Here is a 20,698-nt window from a genome sequence, read left to right as displayed (position 1 = left end):
CGCCTTTATTTGGCCTAGGGTATAATTACCCGTCTTTCGTTGAGTTCAATCTATGTCCGAACAAAAACCCCCTAAAATCGAATTTCCCTGTGAAGACTATCCCATCAAAGTGCTGGGTGAAGCTCATCCAGACGTGCATAGCTTTGTAATCGAAGTGATGGAGCGTCACGCTCCGGGCTTTGATCAAACGCGCATTACGATTAATGAGAGCAGCAAGGGGAGCTTTAAGTCCCTAACGATCTGGATTACTGCCACCGGTGAGGATCAGCTGAGTGCTATCAACACCGACTTGCGCGTGGATAAGCGCATCAAAATGGTGATGTAGTTAGTGGTCGCGCAGCAAACCTTAGAAGTGTGCCAGCTTGGCCTGCGGGATTACGCCAGCAGCTGGCAGGCGATGACAGCTTTTACCAATCAGCGCACCCCCGATACTCCCGACCAGCTCTGGCTGGTAGAGCATTCACCAGTGTTTACCCAAGGGCAGGCGGGCAAGGCGGAACATTTGTTATTCCCTGGCGACATTCCAGTCGTTCAAACCGATCGCGGTGGCCAAGTCACCTATCACGGCCCAGGCCAGCTTGTGGCCTATCCGCTTTTGGATCTGCGTAGACTAAAGATCGGCGTGCGCGACTTGGTTACGGCTATTGAACAGACGATTGTAAATACGCTCGCTGAATACTCTATTGAGGCATACCCAAAACCCGATGCACCTGGTGTTTATGTTGCGGGGAATAAGATCGCATCGCTTGGCCTGCGCGTGCGCCGAGGTTGCAGTTTTCATGGTCTTGCACTCAATGTCGCTATGGATTTGGCGCCGTTCCAACGTATTAACCCCTGTGGTTATGAAGGTTTGGCCATGACGCAAATGAAAGACTTATTAGCAAAGCCTCCCACACTGGCGGAAGTGCAAACACAGCTTACTGCACAATTTGCGCGGAAATTGGGTTATGAAACCTGTACAATACGTGCCAGTTAAAGGGTTGCGAGAAGAGGATGCCGCGCTGAGCGTTAGGCCGTGAATCCATTCCAATAGGATTCTCGTCAACAGTCAGTCCTTCCTTCGATCACAACCTACACTCGATTTTCATGCGCTATAGCCAATCGCAAGCGCAAGAGCCTGAAAAGACCAAAGAGCCCTTTATGTCAGATCTGCCCGTATCTACTGTTGTCCCCGAACTGCAACCGGTAAAACGCACCGAGCGCTATAAGCAGGGCGAGAAACTGCGCGATGCCGACAAAGTTGAGCGTATTCCGGTAAAAGTGATCGCCAGCGACCGCGCAGAAATTCAGCGCAAACCCGACTGGATTCGCGTGCGCATTGCCGCCTCACCCGAAGTGGATCGCATTAAATCTATTCTGCGCAAAAACAAATTATCGTCCGTGTGCGAAGAAGCTAACTGCCCCAATCTGGGCGAATGCTTTAGCGGCGGCACTGCCACTTTTATGATCATGGGCGACATCTGCACCCGTCGCTGTCCCTTCTGCGATGTAGGTCATGGCAAGCCCAACCCGCTCGATGAAAACGAGCCGCGCAAACTGGCCGAAGCTATCGCCGAAATGCGCTTAAAGTACGTGGTTGTTACGTCGGTGGATCGCGACGACTTACGCGACGGCGGCGCTCAGCACTTTGCCGACTGTATCCGCGAAGCGCGCGCGCTCAGCCCCAAGCTGCAAGTAGAAGTATTGGTGCCGGACTTCCGTGGCCGCATGGACATCGCCTTGGATATTTTAGAAAAAGAAGCGCCCGACGTGTTCAACCACAATATGGAAACCGTATCGCGCTTGTATCGCCAAGCGCGCCCCGGCGCTAACTACGAGTGGTCGCTGGAATTGCTCAAGCAATACAAAGCGCGTCGCCCCGATGTACTCACTAAATCAGGTTTAATGGTTGGCTTAGGTGAAACCAAAGAAGAAATTATCGAAGTCATGCAGCACATGCGCGACCACGACATCGACATGCTTACCATTGGTCAGTATCTACAGCCTTCAAAAGATCACTTGCCGGTAGCGCGCTATGTGCACCCTGATGAGTTCGCCGAGTACACCCAACTCGCTGAAGCCATGGGATTTAAGCACGCTGCCTGCGGCCCACTGGTGCGCTCGTCGTACCACGCCGATAAGCAAGCCCATGGCGAAGAAGTGAAATGGTTCGGCGATGTAAAAGCCGACGCAAAATAGCACTGACAGCTGTCTTATTGAACGAATAAAAAACTCCCGCTGGTCGGGAGTTTTTTGTCTCTATTGTGTCGCCACGGCTAAGGTTTTTAATCTTAGCTATAGTGAAAGGCATATTCCTGCTATCTGGAACTCCGTGAAATCATCTCTTGTACCAAAATATAATACACTCGACATTAGTCGGTTAGAAACCAACGCAGAGCATATTGCGCAGGTGGCGCTCTGGCATCATCAGGAATGTGAGAAACAGGGCTTAAAATCAACGCTGTCGCTGCGTCAGCAACGATTGCAGTTACACCTACAGCATAAATCTATCCCCAAAACACTCATCGCGCTGCGCGCTGGTGAATTGCTTGGCTGTGTCAGCTTGGTGAATTACACCTACAGCAGTAGCGAGCGGATGCCCAAAGTTATAAATGAATCACCGGTATGGCTTACTAATTTATTCGTTATTACCGCTCAGCGCCATCAAGGAATTGGCGCTGAGCTTATTGAAGCCGCAAAGGCCTATGCGCGGAGTTTAGAGCTAAGTGAATTATGGCTCTCTGCTACTGATTACACCGATTACTATCAAAAACGCGGTTGGAATATTGAACGCTTAACGCGGTTAGGTGGGCGGCAAGTCAATGTAATGCGTATAGCTCTGTAATAGCTAAATCGGATAGCTGGTTCTGCGTGTAGTGCGTTAGCAATCAATTGATGGCGTCCAGTGATTAACTACTTGGAAGGTAAATTTATTTTGAGGCGCAAACTTTTAATCGGATTGGTAGTTGTTGGGCTGGTCACCTCCATATTTATATACGACCACACATATAGTGCCCCATCCATAGATGGTGTGGTATTAGATTCGGAAAGCAATAAACCTTTGAGTAATGTGGTTTTAGTAGCTGTATGGTATTCACAAAGTCCGGGCTTTCATTCATCGAGAGATAAATTTTTTGAAACTCAGGAAGTAAAAACGGATAAGGATGGTAAGTTTTCGATTCCTGGTTGGAGGGTGAGGTTTTTAACAAGATTTTTTGGAGGCTTTTCAACAGATCAACCCCAAATTATTGTTTACAAGTATGGGTATATACCTGAAAAATTACAGAATTTTTCTAGAGAGTCCAGAGAACATCCATTTACTATCGAGTGGCACCAAGAAACAATCATCAAGCTGGACCCATCGGTTGGTGCCCTGAGCGATCAGTTGAATACTCTTAAAGATAGGCTTTTTTTAGCCAGAATATCCTTCAATTGCACTTGGAGCAAAAACAAATATTTGCTTGCGGAGTTAGATAAATTCTATGAAGAGCAGGAAGCCTATACCGCACTATTAAGTGGCAGATCGCAGAATCCCTGGCTTCAGGAGGCGAACCCGATTGGGCAAGAGGGTTGCGAGTCGCTTTCTGGATATTTGAAATCCGAGCGATCGTTAAGAGGTGGGACATAAAAAGTTAAGTGGGATAGTCTAAAACGCAAATAATTGTATTAAAACTTAATCGTAAGCATAGGCCCCGGTTACTCAAAAATTAAAGGAGACAATGGTGGATTTCCGACATTACACTAAGGCATTGAATGATGCGCAAACTAATGTGATTGATGTTCTGCAACAGGCGGATACCTATGCGCAGTTGCTGTTGGTATTGGTGATTTTTGTGTTTGCCTGGTTGATCGCTTATCGCATACGCAAGTATGTTCCTTTGTTTTCGCATACGGAATTGTCTAGCGCTGAGCTTGAGTTGCTCAACCCTTTGCGTAAGCTCGCCAGTAAACTGGGCAATTTATTATTCCCCTTGTTAACGCTCTTGGCGATGAGCTTTGCTGTCGAAGCTAGCGCAACTCTTTTTGGGAAATCTTGGTTAGTCAGCGCCGCGCTAATGATATCTATGTTGTTGTTCTACAACACGCTGATTCGCGACTATGTCAAAAGCGATTTCATTGCTTTCTGCTTTCGCTGGATAGGTTTTCCTTTGTTGTTTCTTCACTGGGTGGAATTGTTAAAGCCGATCATAAGCATTCTGGAATCAATGCAGGCAACTGTCGGTAATATTAATATTTCTGTTTATGGTGTGATTCGTGTAGCACTATTCGGATCGTTATTGTTCTGGCTTGGGCGTGTTTCCAGCAGTACAGGGCAGGAGATAATCAGACGCCAAGATAAGCTCGACTTTCGCACCAAAGAAGTTTCCGCAAAATTGCTGGAAGTTGCCATTTTTGTACTGTTTATTTTGTTGCTACTGCAGGTTATGGGCATAAATCTTACTGCTCTGGCGGTGTTTGGCGGCGCGCTGGGTGTGGGGCTCGGTTTTGGCTTACAGGCAGTCGCATCCAACTTTATTTCGGGCATTATTATTTTGCTCGACCGCTCCATTTCGGTGGATGACTATATTGAACTTGAAGACGGTAGAACCGGCGTGGTGCGCGAGCTTACGCTGCGCTCTACGACATTGGAGACTTTTGATGGCAAAGACATCATGGTGCCCAATGAAAAGTTCATGACCGAAAGCTTCACCAACTGGACCCATAAAAATAAAAAGCAGCGTTACCGCGTTGATTTTTCTGTTGCCTATGATTCGGATATTCGCAAGCTGATCGGCATTATTAAAGCGGTAGTGGCATCCCACGAGCAAGTCATCAGCGGTGAAGGTGTGCCTTTTGAAGAGCAGCCAGACTGCGAAATTCATGGCTTCGGCGACTCAGGTGTAAATATGTTTGTGGAGTTTTGGATGTCGGGTATCGACGACGGAAAAAATCGCGTGGGTGGTGATTTGCTGTTAATGATATTTGAAGCTATGCGCGAACATGGGTTCCAAATTCCGTTTCCACAGCGAGAAGTGCGCGTTATTAATGAAAATTTTGGAAAGTGATAAGTATCAGGAGTGATGATTCAATATGAAAAAGTTAACATTATGGATATTAAGTGCTGCTGTCTTTACTTTGCTTGGCTGTACTGCGCCAGAAATTGGCTATAACACTGCAGCCTATATTGTAAATGAAGAGTGCGAAAGAGCAAAAAATTGTAGCGGGGGTATAGGTGATACCTACCAATAAAATAAAAAGGCTCGTGCAGAGAATAACAAGATTCTATCGGATGAAAATAAGCGAGAGCAGCTAGAAATGCTACAAGAAGAGTTAGCAGAAAAGAAAGATTCAAAAGAGTAACGTATGCGATGTATGTGGGATTTTTTTAAGTGCGTATTTTTAGATGAGAGAATATATGAAGATACGTGCGTGCGAGGCGCGAGATATTGCTGCTGTATGCAGTATCTATAATTTTTATATTGTGAATACGGTGATTACGTTTGAGGAAGTCATTTTGTCAGAGGATGAAATGGCTGCACGGGTTAACGTTTGCCAAAAAATATTTCCCTGGTTGGTTTGTGAGGTGGATGGCGAGGTGGTGGGGTATGCATATGCTTCAAGGTGGAAGGAGCGAAGCGCCTATAAAAATACAGTTGAAGTGACTGTCTATTTGAAAAATGGTGTAGCGCGCAAGGGTTATGGTAGGCACTTATATTCAACACTGTTAGAGGCGTTGAGAAAATTAAATGTACATGTGGCCCTTGGCTGTATTGCCTTGCCTAATGACGCTAGTGTGGCCTTACATGAAGCTTGTGGATTTAAGCCGGTGGCGCACTTTTCTGAGGTGGGGCGCAAATTTGAACGTTGGCTAGATGTTGGCTATTGGGAAAAGAAATTGAGCGATTAACGCATGCACTTACTGCGTAATCATGCGCTTTATCGCTCAATATTAGATTTTAATTATTAGAGTTTAAACCTTAGTGATATTAATGCGCTGGTGTCAGGTGCGGGGAAGCCAATATCGGTTTCATAGTTGCTTGCGGTGAGGTTGTCTAGGCTGACTCCTAAGGTTAACTGTTTGTTGACTTGCCAGTCTATATTGGCGTCGAGACGATTGTAGGCAGCAAGTGTTTGCTCTTGATCATTGCCACTGTAACGACTTACAGCAAAGCGATCTGCTACTTGCAAATAATGCAGATTGAATTGCCAGTCTTCATTGAGCGCGTAATGTAGCGATGAGCCCCAGGTGAATTGTGGGCGGCCAAGTAAATGATTGTCAGATGAAAGCATGTCTATATCGGTGTAACTTGCCTGTACGCGCCAAGTAACCTGTGAGTTTAATTGCCACGAAATTTCCGATTCGGCACCGCTGGTATTCACTCGCGATCTATTAACATTTTTGAATGTCTCGCTATCAAAGTCGATTAAGTCTTTAAATTCTTGTTTGAAATAACTTAAGCTCCCGCTCAGTGTGTTGCTGGTAAAGGCTATGCCTGTATCGCGAGTGGTTACCGTTTCGGGTTTTAGATCCTCATTGCCAACGAGTGGATGGCCAAGGGCAAAAAAACTTGGCAGTTTAAAACCTTCGCCCCAGTTGGCAAACCAACTGAGTTGTTCGTTGATTGCATAGCGCGCTCCCATTTGGCTGCTGTTGTTTGCGCCTAGATCTTGAGTGTCATCGCGCCTTAGGCTCGCTTGTAATAATAACGCGGGCGCAATGTAACCGTTGAAATTCACAAAGACGCTATTGATTCGACGCGCGAGTGAAAAGTCGGTGGGCAATTTGAAACCAAAATCTAAATAGCCTTGGCTCTCACCTGCTTCGCGGCGAGTCTCTAGGCCGAGGTTGCTCCAGTAGGTGCTTTTATTGCCGAGAGTGTTTACCCAGCTAAGGGTGGTGCGATTAAAGTCGGTAGTCGAGCCGTTAGGCGGTACTGCATCATAGGGTGCAATGCCGGGCGAACTATAGATGTCATCGCGTTGATACCACGCGGCTTGTGTTTTAGTTTGCCAAAATTCATTGATTTGCCACTGCCAATTGAGCGCTGCATTTTGATCGCGAAAATCACTGCGATCGAGATCGCGATCGATGGCGTATTCTGGCCCGCCACTTTGCTCCGGAAATGAAGTGCGCTCACCATCAAGATAACGATAACTAAAACCTATGCCTTGATCAGCTTCCTGCCAGTTAAAGCGGCTGGTGAATTCAGTATTCTTTGCGCTGCTACCACTTAGTGCATTGCCGCCATCTTTAGTTTGCAGGCCTAGCGCATAACCTAGCTGGCCTAGTTTTCCGCTGCTGCTCAGGCCTGCACTGCTATAGCCTTTTGTGCCTGCATTGGCGTTTAGTTGTATGCTTTGTTCATCACTGGGTGCTTGGGTAATGATATGAATAACACCGGCAAGCGCATCTGAACCATAGATGGCTGATTGCGCACCACGAATAATTTCAATGCGTTCAATCGATTCAACATTAATGCTGTTGATATCAAACGCACCGCCACGAGTATTGGTGGGATCATTCAGTTGTACGCCATCCAACAATACGAGAGTGTGATTTGCTTCTGCGCCGCGCAAGTTAATCGAGGTGATGCCGCCGGGACCGCCCTGTTCGTCGATCCAGAGACTGGGTATTTGACGCATTGCATCTAGCAGGCTGTGATTGCTGAGCTGCCGTAATTGTTCTTTGTTGATCACCGATACTGAAGAGGATAATTGCTCATTGGAGACGGGGCTGTAACTGCCAGTAACGATGAGTTCTTCTTTTGCTGCGGTGGTTATTGTAGATGCAAATGAGGTGGTAGCCGCTATGGCGAGTAACAAGGGGCTTAGGTAAAACGTCTTCATGGTGAGCCTTAAAAATTTTTAACAGGTTGTGGTGTAGTTGGCGCTTTTAGCTGCGGAATAACCGTAACTTTTGCGCAGTGTATCGGCATCCATGCCATTGATTCTGTGTTTTTTACTGCGTGGGAAATTTATAGAGCGTGTAATAGGCATCCATAGTAGCCGCAACTGGATCATTAAAAGCCGCTGCCGCCTGTAGCTGAGCGTGATAAATTCGCGCTGTTTGTTCGGGGTGGATCTTAGCCTGCTGCAGCGAGACTAGTTCAATACTTATTGAGGTCCGTGTTGCGTTGAGTGATATTTTTTTGAATTGTTCTTGTTGTAAACCCATTTCTTCTGAGCCGTAGTCGGGAGCATCGCGATAGACCCAAGATTCGAGCTTGATGAGTTCGGCCAACTTTTCTCGGCTGATATTCTGTGCTAATGGCTGCGTCAGTTCGAGCTTAAATCCAGTTGCGGTAGCAAGCATTTCTTTAATGGCTGGCGCTATGGTTTTACCGTCCCAGCGAATGCGCTGTAGGCTAGCGACATGGCCCCCCTTCGCTTGCCACCCGCGCCCTGTTTGGCCGAGTAATAAGCTGCCATCGGCTAAAAACAAGGGGCGCATAACACCCGATTCCAAATCATCTATAAAGGGCATAACACTCCCTTGTTCAATACCATCTACTGTTTGCGTGGCGATGCGCAATAAATTAGATTGGGTTTGATCGCCCATAAACATCTGCCCAGCAAATGCGCCAAATTTTCCTGCAGTGGTATCCCATGCAGGGTTACCGGGTGAATTGGCCACGCGGTTGTGAGGCAATAAAATAATGGGTTGAGTTCGTTTGTTTTTTACCTTATCCCATTGAATCTCAGCGGAGTCGGGTGTCATGCCGGGTAGGTCGACTAATGATGATGGGTGGCCATAAAACTTATCTTTTTCGATCACAAATATTTTCGATGTGCCCATGTATTCGCCCTGATTGTCGCTATACCAAAGGCGCCCGTCAGGCCCGAGCCCAAGGCCGGCAGGACTACGTAAACCATTTGCCCAAGGGGTAAATTCGCCTTTTGGTGTAATGCGAATATTCCAACCGGCGTAGCCCCCAGCGCTGCCCATATAGGCGCCGCCTGCTTTGTAGGTTGAGCCATCGCCGCCATCGGCTAAATTAATGCTGATGTAGTAGGCGCCGTCGGCACCGCGCACAGGGCCGTGCATATAGGAGTGGTAATTGCCGTGATAGGAGTGGGCATCAAATAGGGTGTCGTAATTGTCAGCTATGCCATCGCCGTTGGTATCGCTGATACGTGTCAGTTCAGCTTTTTGCCCAGCAATAATCGTAAAGCCTTTTTTGTCTTCCACCAGTAGCCCGAGACTGTCGAAGGTACCTTCAGCAAATAATTGCCACTGGCCTTTGTGCATGCGCCAGATGCCCGCGGTGCGGGTAGCAATGACGGTGGTGTTGTCTTGGGTTAATGCTAAGCCCAGTGCTTCAAATAATTGTTCGCGGCCAAAATTATCTTTGGGCGGATAGTAACTTTCGATGCTGTATCCGGCTGGCATCTTGGCCTTGGCGGGCGTTATTTTAATAGGCTGTTGGCGATAGTCGAAATTGGATTTTGGCGCGTGCCAGACTTTATCGCTCACCAACATCTGTGCGGTGAGTATTGTGTTAATTTTACCGGCGGGCAGTGACCAGCGATCGGCGTTTAGTTGGCCCATTTTCGTTTTAATGTTTTGTAGCAGTTTGGTGTTGAGTGAAAATACTTGGGCCGTATTTAATTTTCCGTTTAGAGCGATAATAACGGTGCCCTTGGCATCTATCGTTGTTCGCACCTCAAGTTTGTTGGCGCCGATGCTGTAGCGAAAGGTTGGGAGTTGATTTTTTTGTGTAGAATCGCGGCGATAACCTAAAAATTGTGCACCTATTTTTTTAAGGCGACTCAGGTGATCCTCTTGACTGTAGAGTGATGCTTTTGCTGTTGCAGGGTCGCCAAATTTTGCGTCTTTAAAACTGAAGTCAATAAGTTCACCTTGGGCATTGAGTGGTGCGAATAAATACTCAAGTTCGCCAAAATTAATTTCGCGGCTTTCGTAACCCATCTTTAAACCTTTGCCGCCGCGGTTTAAAAATTCACCGCTCATATCTAAAAAACCACCTTGCCAAATTTTGGTAATGGCCAGCAGTCGTGGGTCAAAACTGTAATTTACTCCCCACGGCGTGCCTACGTGAATCGCGCGGCCAGAAACACCTTGCATAGGCCCGCGCTGAATACGTACTTCATTATCTACCAATTGTTGCAGGCGATCTGCTACAGGATCATATTCTGCGGCGCCGGCTTGTGGCAGGAGTTTAATGGCAGGGCCTTGCTCCAAAGGTGTATTGAGTGTGGCAAGGTAGTCGCCAACCGCATCTATTTGCGCGTCGCTAATGACTTGGGGCGAGAATACCGGCATGAGTGGTAAATAGGCTTCACCTTTTTTGCTGCCGCTTTCAGCAATGGCGAGTTGCTCTGTAGCGGCGCGCAAGCTGCGGTGTAAATAGCGGCTATCTGCTTTAATCGTAAATCTGTGGCCTTCACCGCCTTCAATTACTTCACGATCGCGCGCTTCGCGTTTAAATAAGCCATAGAGGTTAGGGCCGGTGCTCACGCCGCTACTATTTGGGTTGGTAAGGTGGCAGGCATTGCAGCCAAGGGATTCAAATGTTTCTTTGCCGAGCGCAACAAAATCGACCAGATCTTGTTCGTTGGTTTTTTCGCCTGATGTCTTGGGTAATTTAATTTGACTAAAATCAGCGGGTGCAAGTGCAAAATTACGCAGAGCGAATGAGCCTTGAGTCACCTTAATAATTTGTGGGCCGCCTTGGTCTTCCCAGCTCATAGGGGCGTTGTTGCTAATAGTGGGACGCAACTCATTGTGTAACACGCGCTCACCATTGATTAGCACTTCTAAAAGTAGTGCATCTTCCATTTTGTTGCGCGCTTCATCAAAGCGAGGTGCGCGAAATTTTAAACTAAGGCTCTGCCATTCACTGTTGATATCGTGTAATTCAATTGCGTAGCGACCCTGCACGTAGAATTGTGCACGGCTGTCTTGGGGCATTAGAAAATTCATGCTCATGACTAGATCGCCAAAGTAGCCATTGGAGGTGAGTGTTGCTTCAGCTGTGGTATTTTGCAGAGCAAGAATATCGCCCCGAGCTACGGCACCAAGTTGTAGGCTCTTGCCTATAGCGCTGGCTTTGGTGGTTAATGTCCAGGCTGTGTTTTCTTTGAAATAGGTACTGGGAGCAAGGGGCTCCGCAAGTGCAAAGCTGCTCGGCAACAGCATGATGCTGCCGAGTAGAATCTGGCAAAAAGGCGCTATGCAATTAAACCTGCGTCCAAGCTTTAATATCTGTAAACGAAGCATAAGGATTACCTAGATGTGGGCTGGGTAAAAAAGCGCCGCCGTAATTTACGGCGGCGCACTTTATTATTGAATATGGTGAGTAACAGCCCTTAAGCAAAAGGCTGTCTGCGCAAATAGCAGTCTTATTTAAAGCTTGCGTACCCAAATATTGCGAAAGTTCATGGCATTGCCGTGATCTTGTAGGCGTAATGGTGCACATTCATGGGCTTTGTATACTGGCTTGCCGATCCATTCGGTATCACCCTGAATTTCAACGTGATTTTGTACCAGTACACCGTTGTGTAATACCGTTACATAGGCGGGCTTTTTAAGTTTTTTATGTTTATCAAATTGCGGGGCGCTAAAAATAATATCGTAGGTTTGCCATTCGCCCGGCGCACGCGTGGCATTTATCAGTGGAATAGACTGTTTATAAATAGCCGCCGCTTGACCATTGGAGTAGGTTTTGTTGTTGTAGGAGTCGAGTATTTGCACTTCATAGCGCTCCTGCAAAAACACACCGCTGTTATTGCGCGCTTGGCTTTCTAGTAACTTGCCGTCGGCATCGGTAATTTGGGTGGGTGTACGCCACTCTACATGCACCTGCAGGTCGCAAAAAGATACTTTGGTTTTGATGTCGCCCGTTTGCGGCACAACCACCAATGCGCCATCCACAATTTTCCAGGGGGCGGAGCCACTATTTGCACTCTCCCATTGGTCTAAGTTGCTGCCATCAAAGAGGGTAATCGCATCTGATGGCGTGCCATTGAGAGTGCCTGATTGGGGGGCTGCGAGGGGAACGCTAATAATATTCGGTACAGGTTCCCAGACCTCTGTTTCCTCTGCGAGCTGCCAAGGCTCTTTAGTCGCTGCGCAAAGTTGGAGCGCATAGCAACTGCCAAGGAGTAAGAGTGATTGCGTAATAGTTTGTCTTAACGTTTGTTTCATGTGTCGACCTGTCATTTTTATTGTGACCTGATGGTATTCAGGTAGTACATTTTGGATTTAAGGTTGCTGCTTCACTAAGTGCGCGCTGTTTTAGTGTGCTTGGCGGCAAACAATATGTCATTTGTACTATTTATTCTGGCAGGCGACCAATCAATTTACATTGCTTGATACTTTCATAAGATTTGCCATTGAAGGTTAAGTCTACTTTGCCGCACTACCTTAATGGTGCTTTATGGGTAGGTATTCTTTGTGTAAAGAGTTGTATTGAAATATCAATCTACGCGATTAATCCCCAATCGCGTTTCGCCCTGATTCAAACTGCAAACTAACCTAAAAAGTAAAGGTTCATAAAATTAGCTTCTGTTGGCGCGCACGTTATTCAGTGCTAACTAAGGGCTTTTTTATTTCCAATTGAGTTTTGAGGGTATCAAAAGAAGGTAAGCCTATTAACGCATGGCGGTATCTATGAAAAATTAACCTAGCAGGCGCCATTCAATTTGTATTTAAGGAGACTCAGGTCTAGTGTTAAGGGTGATGTGTAGCTCAAACTTATTTCCAGCCTTAAGCGCTAAAGGATTCCTTCATGGCCACCAGAAAGTCTGCTCCTCCTGCCGCACCTACAGTCGATGATGATGCTTTTGTCTTAGAGGCTCCGGATGTTATGGATGTTCCCAATGTCGAGAACACTGCTGCTGTGATGGCGACGGCTATTGATAAAGATCCATCTATTGATAAAGGCGTGGCTGTTGTTAAGGGCTCCCCAGCGAGCAAAAGTACTGCCAGCCCAAGCGCAAAAGCCGAAGTAATACCTAGAACTAGCAGCGACGAGCAAAAAGTTAGCGATGGTTACATGTATTTTACTGAGCGTGATCTCAATAAAATTTTGAGTAATTTGGATGCTTTACGGGCAAGTGTCTATCCCGATATGAATGAGGATCACGACAGCGATATTTACAAAAAACCGCAATTTCCTTCGGTGTGTCTTATAGGTTTGGGACGCTGTGGCTCCAATATTGCCTTGGATGTAGCCTCTTTAGTTTATAGCGCGCGCAATTTCTATTTGAATGAATTTTTGTCGGAGGTGAAGGAGACTCGAGAGCAGGATCAGGCGCCTATGCGTTGGATCAAGCGCAGCTTTCATCTCAAAGGCACACATCAGCTTAAACCGGTATTTTTGATTGAGCCCTTGGTTATGCTCGGCGATTTAGATAAGGACATCGAAGGGCGAATTCGTTTCTCTCACAAGGGCGAGCGCGCTGGTTTCCTTAAAGATTATACCAAAATGAAAATTATGGATCTGTCTGAAGTGCATGCGGGTGGTTCAGGTAATGCACCTATTCTTGGACAGTATTTGGCTAAAATTATTTTGAATAAAGATACCCATAAATTTTCTAACGAAGACTGGAAATTTATACACTCTTATTTGATTGATTCTTGCGGTATCAAAGCCAATCAATCGCGCTTGTATTTTTATATTTTCAGCGCCGGCGGTGGTACCGGCTCCGGTATGGCATCTGAGTTTGGGTTGGCACAACAATATGCCTACATGAGTAAAACCTTTGAAACGAAATCGTTCAATGAAGATACTGATAATCGTGGGCACTCATTTGTGTTTGAGCCTATTTTTACCAGCGGTATATGCATACTGCCTAACATTTCGGATCACGGCGTAGAAATGTCTGAGGCCTTGCATATTAATGCCGGCCGCCTGCTCTGTAAGTATCTCTCTGAGGAGTGGGATTTCTCCTACAACTTTGAAAACGAAGACAGTAGTGAAGCCAGTGTGATGCATCGCATTCGTCCTTGGAATGCCATGATGCTAATTTCCAACGACATTATGCGCTACGCCGAAGCAACCGATGACGGCAGTATTCAGCATATTGATGTAAATGCAATGGAGAAGTACGCCAACCAATATATCTCTCAACAAATTTTCAATATTCTCACGGCCCAAGCGGTAACAACTGACTACGATGAAAATTATTTCCGCCGTGCGGGTATCGATATTGGTGAAACAATTCGTTTGGATGCCAACGATCTATTTATGAGTTTGGCAGGGCCAGTGGCTGTTGCCTACGCGGAATCAGTTATTCCAAATGTAACTATGGGGCTAGAAAAGCTGCGCGGTGTGGAGAAGAAAGTTGGTGAGTTAAATATTGACGACCTATTCTATCGCTCAATTGATTTGCCGCATTTTAACAAAGTGACTCAGGCTATTGAGGGTATCAGTCTGCTGCCAATTGAGTCAGGCCGTTATCGCGAAGCATTAGACGGATTTCTTGAGGGCGACTACGATCCTTCAGCATTGAATAGCCTTCACTTCTTTAAAAACTGTTCTTCGGTGGTATCTATTATTTCCCTGCCTAAGGACTACAAGCTTTCCTATATGGATTTGAATAAGCTTAAATCCCATCTGAATGGGTTGTTTCCCAATACCACGCTTAAACGCTATGCTCTTGTTATCGGTGCTTCGGCCAATATTTCTTTGACCACGCTTATTGTGAAGAGCCCCTGTTTAAGCGATGATTTTTTAACCTTGATTGTTGCCTTTATTAAGCGCTGTTTTGCTAAGAGCGAATATCGCTTTGATGAGCAATTAGATACCGCTATGCTCGAATTTATTCGCGCTGAAAATTTCGATGAGGATCGCTTAGATGAGATGCTCAATGAGTTTGAAAACCCCGCCAAAATTCTCGATACTAATTGGTATGCAATTAAACCCATGTACGAGAAAAAGTATCGTGAGCTGATTAATGATGCCGATAAGTTTTGCTCTATTAACGATATTCGCTTATCGCGCGAAAGTGTGAAAAAGTCGATAAAGTATTTGCGTGAGATATATAGGCATAAAATCAGTAAAACACGTATTGTTTCGCTTAACTCTGACTTGGCTCCGGGTGAGCCCACAGCTAAACGCAAACACTAAGTGCTTTCTGCGCAACAATAAAAAAGAGAGGGCATCCTCTCTTTTTTATTGTTGCGTCAAAATTATAAATAATTTATCTAACGTAGGTGGCGTTACCATTTTTGTGGCGCAGAAAAGTATTTTGGTTAAAAATAATAATCCAACGATAATTGAATAAAATCTTGGTCGCGCCATAGGTAAATGGGGTCGCTGGGGATGTCACTGGCAAAGATCCAGCCTTCAATGGCTATTTTGTAGCGGCTGCCTAAACGACGATTGGCTTCTAGCTTGAGTGCATGGCTACTGTTTTCATCTAAGTCCTGCGAAATACCAAACAGCAATTCGCTGCTTTGCTCGTCGTTGGGGGTTAGGCGTCCGCCGATAAAAATATCTTTTTGGGCCGGTGTGCGAGCGTCTGCTTGGCGGCTGTCGTAGTTTATTTCCACCAATATTCCTAGGTCAGTTGCCGATTGTGCAAGGCCGTAAAAGGTGTATTCAAAACCTGTTGTTATAGCCGAGTAGTCAGTGAGATTTTCCGTGCGATAAATACTTTCCCACTTCCATAGCCAAGCACCTTTGGTCGCTTGAAGATCTATGCCCACCTGTTCGATTTGTGAATAGTAAGCCACGAGTTCAGTGCCGCTTAGGTTCGGGTGTAATTGTGGGTCGCGGTTGGTGCCGCGAAAATAACTTAAACCGAGATCCCAGTCGCCAAGATTATGGCTATAGCGCAGCGCTAGGTCGGTGTGGTTTTCTTCATTGCGCGCTTCGTAACGGGCTTGGTTGTTGAACTCTAGCGGTAAGCTAAAGTGGCCATCGTTGCTCGGAAATTTTCGTGCGCGAAAGTAGGGTAAAACAAAGGTGTCGATTACACCCCAGTCGCGAATGAGTGTGAGCTGCACCATGGGTTGCCCTAGCTTGTCTTCACCATCTACACCTTCGAGCTGATCGGTTTGATTGATGATATCCACAAGATGTTGGCTTTCGGTGACGCCCCAGTAAATTTTGTTAATACCCGCGCGCAGCTCCCAAGTGTCTGCTGCATATTGCCAAAACAATTCGCGAATATCGGTGTGGCTGCGCTCGCTATCAAGGCTGTCGATACGGCTATAAGGTTTGAAGGTGAGTGCGCTATTTCCAGCATCTGACTCCCAATACCATTCCGGCTCTATGTAGAGTGAAGTTTGCATATCTTGGCTTTCACTAAAGTAGCGCGTATCTACACCTATATAGCCGCGGGTTTCTACTGCAGAGGCGGCGAGTGGCCATGTCAGTAAATAACTGCACAGTACGCAGTAGGCCAGTGCAGATCTATCAATGTATTTCATGGTATTCCTTTCTTTTCAAAAACGTTATTTCAGCTGTTTATGCGTGGATTGGGTGTGGGCGCAATGTATCTATGTAGTCATTAAGGGTGCCGAATAATTCCGTTAGGAGCTGTGGTGCTTGCATGCATTTGGCTGCACCCATAATGCCCTGATAACTTGCGAGTAAAAACATGGCAATTTTTTCAGGGTTGATGTCAGTGCGCACATAGCCTTGAGCTTGCCCCTCATACAGTGACGTTACTATCGCTGTCATGATGGTGTTCATAACCATTTCTAATCGCTCATGAAAACCTTCATCTATAGCGGCCATTTCTTGATTGAGGTTGTTGAGTGGGCAGCCATTGAAGCAGACTTCATTTTGAAAACATTCGGCTTTCCATAAGAATAAATTTTGCATGGCCGTGAGTGGGTTTTTGTCTTGGCTGAGAAAGCCTTGCCAAGTTTCCATGAAGTAACCCATTAAAATTTCTTCCACCACGGCATAACCCAGCGCTAACTTGTTGGGGAAGTGATGATAGAGCGCGCCTTTGGCAAGGCTAGTCTTTTGTAATATGGCGTCTATGCGCATGCCTTGATAACCATTTTGATAAATTTCTTCGTGAGCGGCTTCAAGAATTCGGGCGCGGGTTTGTTCGGCGTTGCGTTCGGTAACCATAGGGATCTCATTAAGTGTAATAAATTGTGTTGCGTAACAATTCCTTATGGTTCTCTGCTGCGGGGACCGATGCAAGCTGTCCCCGCAGTGGGTGTTGTGGCTATTTGCTACGCATTAAACTGTTGCGATTGAAATCTGCATCGCTTAAGCCAACCTGAAACGCATAGTCTTTCCAGCGCAGTTCGGTACTTTTTTTGGTTTGATGATTCACCATGGTGAACATGTCTGCGCGCCAATATTTATTTAAATATTGTTGGTATCCGCTTTGGGTTAGGGTTTTCAGCAGTGAGCCTTTGCGATCATAAAAGTCTACCTTGGTTAGGCGATAGTGTTCTTTGTCGATCCATGCATCGCGAAACTTGTAGCCTGAACTTTCGTATTGTGGAATGGAGCGCACTACAAAGCAGGCGCGGCCATCTAGGGTTTCATCGCGTAAGTATTCATAGGAAAATTTTTCGATCTCGCTGGAACTGAGATCTTCAAAGGCAAACTCGCTGCCCATGAAGGGCCCAGATTTGTTTGCGGAGGAGATGCGCTTAACGCGTTTTAGTGCGGGCAAATACAGCCATTGCTCATCGGCCTCAAGGGCGTGAGAAAAAGATAAGAATGCAGTGCCTTGTACGTCTTTAGGTGAGTCGAAAATCGAGAGGCTTTTATCACCGTCGCCTTTAACTTCTAAGTTTTTTATGCGTAGGTCGCGCTCGCTACGTTGACCTGCCGCGTTGATTAACACCATGTGCATAGTAGCTGTTGAATCGCCCCAGCCGCTATCGCGAGCATCCGCCTCGGTGGCTATGGCGAGCCCTTTTGCGGCGTTGTCAGTGGTAGCTTCTGCCGCGAGGACGACAGCGTTAAAGCTAAGTAGCGTTAGGCTTAATAAAAGTGGTTTCAGCATCTTATAGGGTTCCTTGTACATAAGTGGATGATGTTGGCTGTGGTGTTGTTTGTGCCGCCGTTTGGGCTGCTGTTTGTGGGTAGGCCTTGCGATCAAAAGCCATGAGCAGTGCGGGCAGAAGTAAAAAGTCCAAGACAAGCGCGATGCTAATGGTGAGTGCAACGAGTAAGCCCATGTCGGCATTGAGTTTGAAGGTGGAGACCATGAGCACTGAAAATCCCGCTACTAAAATAATAGTGGTGACGGTGAGTGCTTGCCCGACTTGTGAAAAAGCGTAGTGAATGGCACCCGCGGCATCGAGCGACTTTTCGCGGCGTGCGCGCACATATTTGCTGAGGAAGTGAATGGTATCGTCGACAACAATCCCGAGGGTCATACCAGCTACTATGGATGTCGACATACCTATTTGACCGTCGACTAAGCCCCAGATGCCAAACGCAATTGCAGCCGGTGCTAGGTTGGGCACTAAGCTGATTGCGCCAATTTTTGCCGAGCGCAGTGCAAATACCAGAATCATTGAAATTACTACTAGCGAAAGGCTGACACCAATCACTTGGCTGTGCGCATTGCGTTGGCCTATGTGGGCAAACATCAGTGCCGTGCTGGCTTGATCGATACTCAGTTCCGGTGCGTTGGTGCTAAACCAGTTGGCAAAGTCTTGCTCTAAACGTAGCAATTGCGCGGAGCTGAGGTTGCTGGTGGACAAAGTAATGCGCGTGGCCGACTTGTCTAAATCAATTTGATTGTTGAGATCTAGGCCATAGGGTAATGACATTTCATACATCAACAGATACTGCGCTGCCAGTTCGCGTTCGTCGGGCAATTTATTCCATTTAGGATCGTCGCCGTGCATATTTTTATTGAGTCGCTTCATGGTATCCGTAAGGGTGAATACGTGCGCGACTTCGGGGTAGGTTTTGGCAAAGGCGACAAAGCTTTCTATTTTGGCTAAAAAGGCGGGCGCTGAAATGCCATTGGATTCTTGTGAATTGATAGAGATATCAATGGAGTAGGGGCCGAGTAAATTTTCAGAGGCAAAATCGGAATCGACGCGAAAGGCGACGCGCTGGTCAAAATATTTTACAAACTCATCGTTAATTTCATTTAACGGTAAAAGTGCGGAAAAACCAATGGTGACGAGTGAGAGCGACCAGAGAATAGTTTTGTATTGACGGCTGACAAAGACGGCAAGCCAATCAAAAAAGGGATGGTGTTTGTCTTTCATTTCGCGCTGTTTAATTGGCAGCACTACACTCAGCGCAGGTAACAATGTGACGCTCAAAATAAATGCGGCGGCAACGCCCACGGCGACAGTATTGCCTAAGTGCGCAAGGGGTGGTACCTCGGTGAAGTTCATGCTCATAAAACCGACGATAGTGGTGACGGACGTGAGCAGTACAGGCTGAAAGTTTACGCGCAGGCTTTCAACCATGGCGCTGTGTTTGTCGAAGCCATGGCGCAAATTCCAGAGATAGGTAACAAATATATGTACAGCATCGGCCACCGCCATGGTGAGAATGATGGTGGGTGCGGAGGCGACAGGCGATGTCATTTTTAATCCGCTCCAACCAAAAGCACCCATGCCCACCATAATTGACATCATGATGACAACGAGAGTTACCACTACGGGTGCTAGGCTGCGCAGCAGGATTCCCAAGGTGATGAGCACCATTAAAAACATAAGTGGCACCAAGGTGCTCATGTCTTTTTCGGAGGTTTCACCGAAGGTGGCATTCATCATGGCGACGCCCGTTAAACGCACCTCAAGGTTACTGTCGCGCGCGGTGAGCTGCTGCGCTAGGTCGCGTGCAAAATTGGCGACTTCAGGTGATTCAGTGAGGCTTTTGCCTGGCAGTTGGAGTGTGATATTGACACCAGTTACGCTTGCAGCTTCATTTATAAGGCGCTTATTGAGCATGGGTTCATTCTTGGCAATGCGCGCCAATTTTTTTAATTCACTCGCATTTAGGCTAAGCGGTTCACTGACGAGATCGGCGACACTGAGGTCATCTTCATCCGCTTGGGTGTATTGAAAGTTGGTGAGCGAGTCCACGCGATTTGAGTAGGGCATTTGCCACGCTTGTTCGGTAAGCCATTGCAGTGATGCCAGGGTTGTTGGAGAGAATACCTTGCCGTCTTTAGGGGCAATAACGAACATAACATTATCGGCCTTGGCGTAAGTGTTTTGCATTCTTTCGAAAGCTTGTAGCTGTGGATTTTCTGGCGAGAAAAATGCGCGGTACTCCATGGTGAATTCTAAAAAGCGCATACCGCTGGCAATAGCGCCCACCACTAAAAAACTGGCAACTATAACTAGCCAGCGCCAGCGCATTAACCATTGTGCATAAGACTTAATCATGACGTAAAACTCCTTGTTGAGATAAGTGAGATGCGCCGAACTTGTCCTGCGCAATGTTATTAATAAGGTTAATGGGACATCTATTGCGCAGCGCCAAACTTGCGATAACGTTTTTCTGTGGGGGCGGCAATAACACCAAACGTGCTGTTGGCTTGGTGGAGTTGATGTATTTGCATATTGGCGTGAGGCGCAATAGGTTCTAACAGATTTTTTGCGGCCAGTTCGTATTTGCGCTGATGAATGCTGTTGCTAGGTAAATTGCCCATAGAGCAGTCTGCAATGCGATGAAATTGGGCTGAACTAATTGTGTCGGATGTGCGCGCGACGGTTATTCCGGTAGCGGACTCTACACTGCGTGCTTTAAGGTATTCGCACGTTGCGATGCGGCTCATAACGATCCCTGCTGCTGTGTTTTTATGTATGTTGATT

17 protein-coding genes are annotated in these 20,698 nt (G+C 46.6%); 9 read left to right on the top strand and 8 right to left on the bottom strand.

All coding sequences use genetic code 11. From position 1 onward, the window contains the following. Positions 1-52: 52 nt before the first annotated feature. From AC0KUT_RS16315 to AC0KUT_RS16280, 8 genes are all read left to right on the top strand, one after another. Positions 53-325 carry a YbeD family protein gene (locus AC0KUT_RS16315; RefSeq protein WP_488831452.1) on the top strand — a complete coding sequence of 91 codons (273 nt, stop codon included), beginning with the start codon at positions 53-55 and terminating at the stop codon, positions 323-325. A 72-nt stretch (positions 326-397) separates the two neighbouring features. After that, positions 398-976, top strand: a complete 579-nt coding sequence (gene lipB, locus AC0KUT_RS16310) for a lipoyl(octanoyl) transferase LipB (protein WP_488835770.1) — start codon at positions 398-400, stop codon at positions 974-976. Positions 977-1,140: 164 nt separating this feature from the next. Further along, the gene (gene lipA / locus AC0KUT_RS16305) at positions 1,141-2,178 is read left to right on the top strand and encodes a lipoyl synthase (protein ID WP_488835768.1); all 1,038 of its coding nucleotides are present in this window, start codon (positions 1,141-1,143) and stop codon (positions 2,176-2,178) included. Between the two features lie 133 nt (positions 2,179-2,311). After that, positions 2,312-2,824: a GNAT family N-acetyltransferase gene (locus AC0KUT_RS16300; RefSeq protein ID WP_488831451.1), complete on the top strand. Its 513-nt coding sequence runs from the start codon at positions 2,312-2,314 to the stop codon at positions 2,822-2,824. 60 nt (positions 2,825-2,884) lie between these two features. Continuing rightward, a complete protein-coding gene (locus AC0KUT_RS16295) occupies positions 2,885-3,607 on the top strand; it encodes a transthyretin-like family protein (protein WP_488831450.1) in 723 nt (240 codons plus the stop codon). Between the two features lie 91 nt (positions 3,608-3,698). Beyond that, entirely contained in the window at positions 3,699-5,024 is a 1,326-nt protein-coding gene (locus tag AC0KUT_RS16290; protein WP_488831449.1) for a mechanosensitive ion channel family protein, read from the top strand. Between the two features lie 25 nt (positions 5,025-5,049). Next, a complete protein-coding gene (locus AC0KUT_RS16285) occupies positions 5,050-5,208 on the top strand; it encodes a hypothetical protein (protein WP_488831448.1) in 159 nt (52 codons plus the stop codon). A 166-nt stretch (positions 5,209-5,374) separates the two neighbouring features. After that, positions 5,375-5,866, top strand: a complete 492-nt coding sequence (locus tag AC0KUT_RS16280; protein ID WP_488831447.1) for an arsinothricin resistance N-acetyltransferase ArsN1 family B — start codon at positions 5,375-5,377, stop codon at positions 5,864-5,866. 56 nt (positions 5,867-5,922) lie between these two features. Here AC0KUT_RS16280 and AC0KUT_RS16275 read toward each other — a convergent pair whose 3' ends face one another. The 3 genes from AC0KUT_RS16275 to AC0KUT_RS16265 all read right to left on the bottom strand — a co-directional run bounded on the left by AC0KUT_RS16275 (position 5,923) and on the right by AC0KUT_RS16265 (position 12,127). Continuing rightward, positions 5,923-7,806, bottom strand: a complete 1,884-nt coding sequence (locus AC0KUT_RS16275; protein WP_488831446.1) for a TonB-dependent receptor plug domain-containing protein — start codon at positions 7,804-7,806, stop codon at positions 5,923-5,925. Between the two features lie 112 nt (positions 7,807-7,918). Beyond that, positions 7,919-11,200 (bottom strand): DUF7133 domain-containing protein, encoded by a 3,282-nt coding sequence (locus AC0KUT_RS16270; RefSeq protein ID WP_488831445.1) that lies wholly within the window; start codon positions 11,198-11,200, stop codon positions 7,919-7,921. A 126-nt stretch (positions 11,201-11,326) separates the two neighbouring features. Further along, complete coding sequence (locus AC0KUT_RS16265; protein ID WP_488831444.1) at positions 11,327-12,127, bottom strand: 3-keto-disaccharide hydrolase; 801 nt, start codon at positions 12,125-12,127, stop codon at positions 11,327-11,329. Positions 12,128-12,710: 583 nt separating this feature from the next. On the opposite strand from AC0KUT_RS16265, the gene AC0KUT_RS16260 reads away from it, so the two are divergent. Continuing rightward, entirely contained in the window at positions 12,711-15,053 is a 2,343-nt protein-coding gene (locus AC0KUT_RS16260) for a hypothetical protein (protein WP_488831443.1), read from the top strand. 125 nt (positions 15,054-15,178) lie between these two features. Here the strand turns inward: AC0KUT_RS16260 and AC0KUT_RS16255 are convergent, their stop codons facing one another. The 5 genes from AC0KUT_RS16255 to AC0KUT_RS16235 all read right to left on the bottom strand — a co-directional run bounded on the left by AC0KUT_RS16255 (position 15,179) and on the right by AC0KUT_RS16235 (position 20,661). Beyond that, on the bottom strand, positions 15,179-16,360 hold the full coding sequence (locus tag AC0KUT_RS16255; RefSeq protein ID WP_488831442.1) for a hypothetical protein: 1,182 nt from the start codon (positions 16,358-16,360) through the stop codon (positions 15,179-15,181). Positions 16,361-16,397: 37 nt separating this feature from the next. Further along, entirely contained in the window at positions 16,398-17,015 is a 618-nt protein-coding gene (locus AC0KUT_RS16250) for a TetR/AcrR family transcriptional regulator (RefSeq protein WP_488831441.1), read from the bottom strand. A 100-nt stretch (positions 17,016-17,115) separates the two neighbouring features. Further along, positions 17,116-17,910 (bottom strand): outer membrane lipoprotein-sorting protein, encoded by a 795-nt coding sequence (locus AC0KUT_RS16245; RefSeq protein WP_488831440.1) that lies wholly within the window; start codon positions 17,908-17,910, stop codon positions 17,116-17,118. A gap of 1 nt (position 17,911) precedes the next feature. Beyond that, a complete protein-coding gene (locus AC0KUT_RS16240) occupies positions 17,912-20,269 on the bottom strand; it encodes an efflux RND transporter permease subunit (RefSeq protein WP_488831439.1) in 2,358 nt (785 codons plus the stop codon). Positions 20,270-20,349: 80 nt separating this feature from the next. Then, complete coding sequence (locus AC0KUT_RS16235) at positions 20,350-20,661, bottom strand: hypothetical protein (RefSeq protein ID WP_488831438.1); 312 nt, start codon at positions 20,659-20,661, stop codon at positions 20,350-20,352. Positions 20,662-20,698 lie beyond the last annotated feature (37 nt).

This window comes from Cellvibrio sp. 25HG11W-0 (assembly GCF_057815475.1).
The sequence above is the reverse complement of the archived record's forward strand: the minus strand, read 5'-3'. Positions and strand labels throughout refer to the sequence as shown.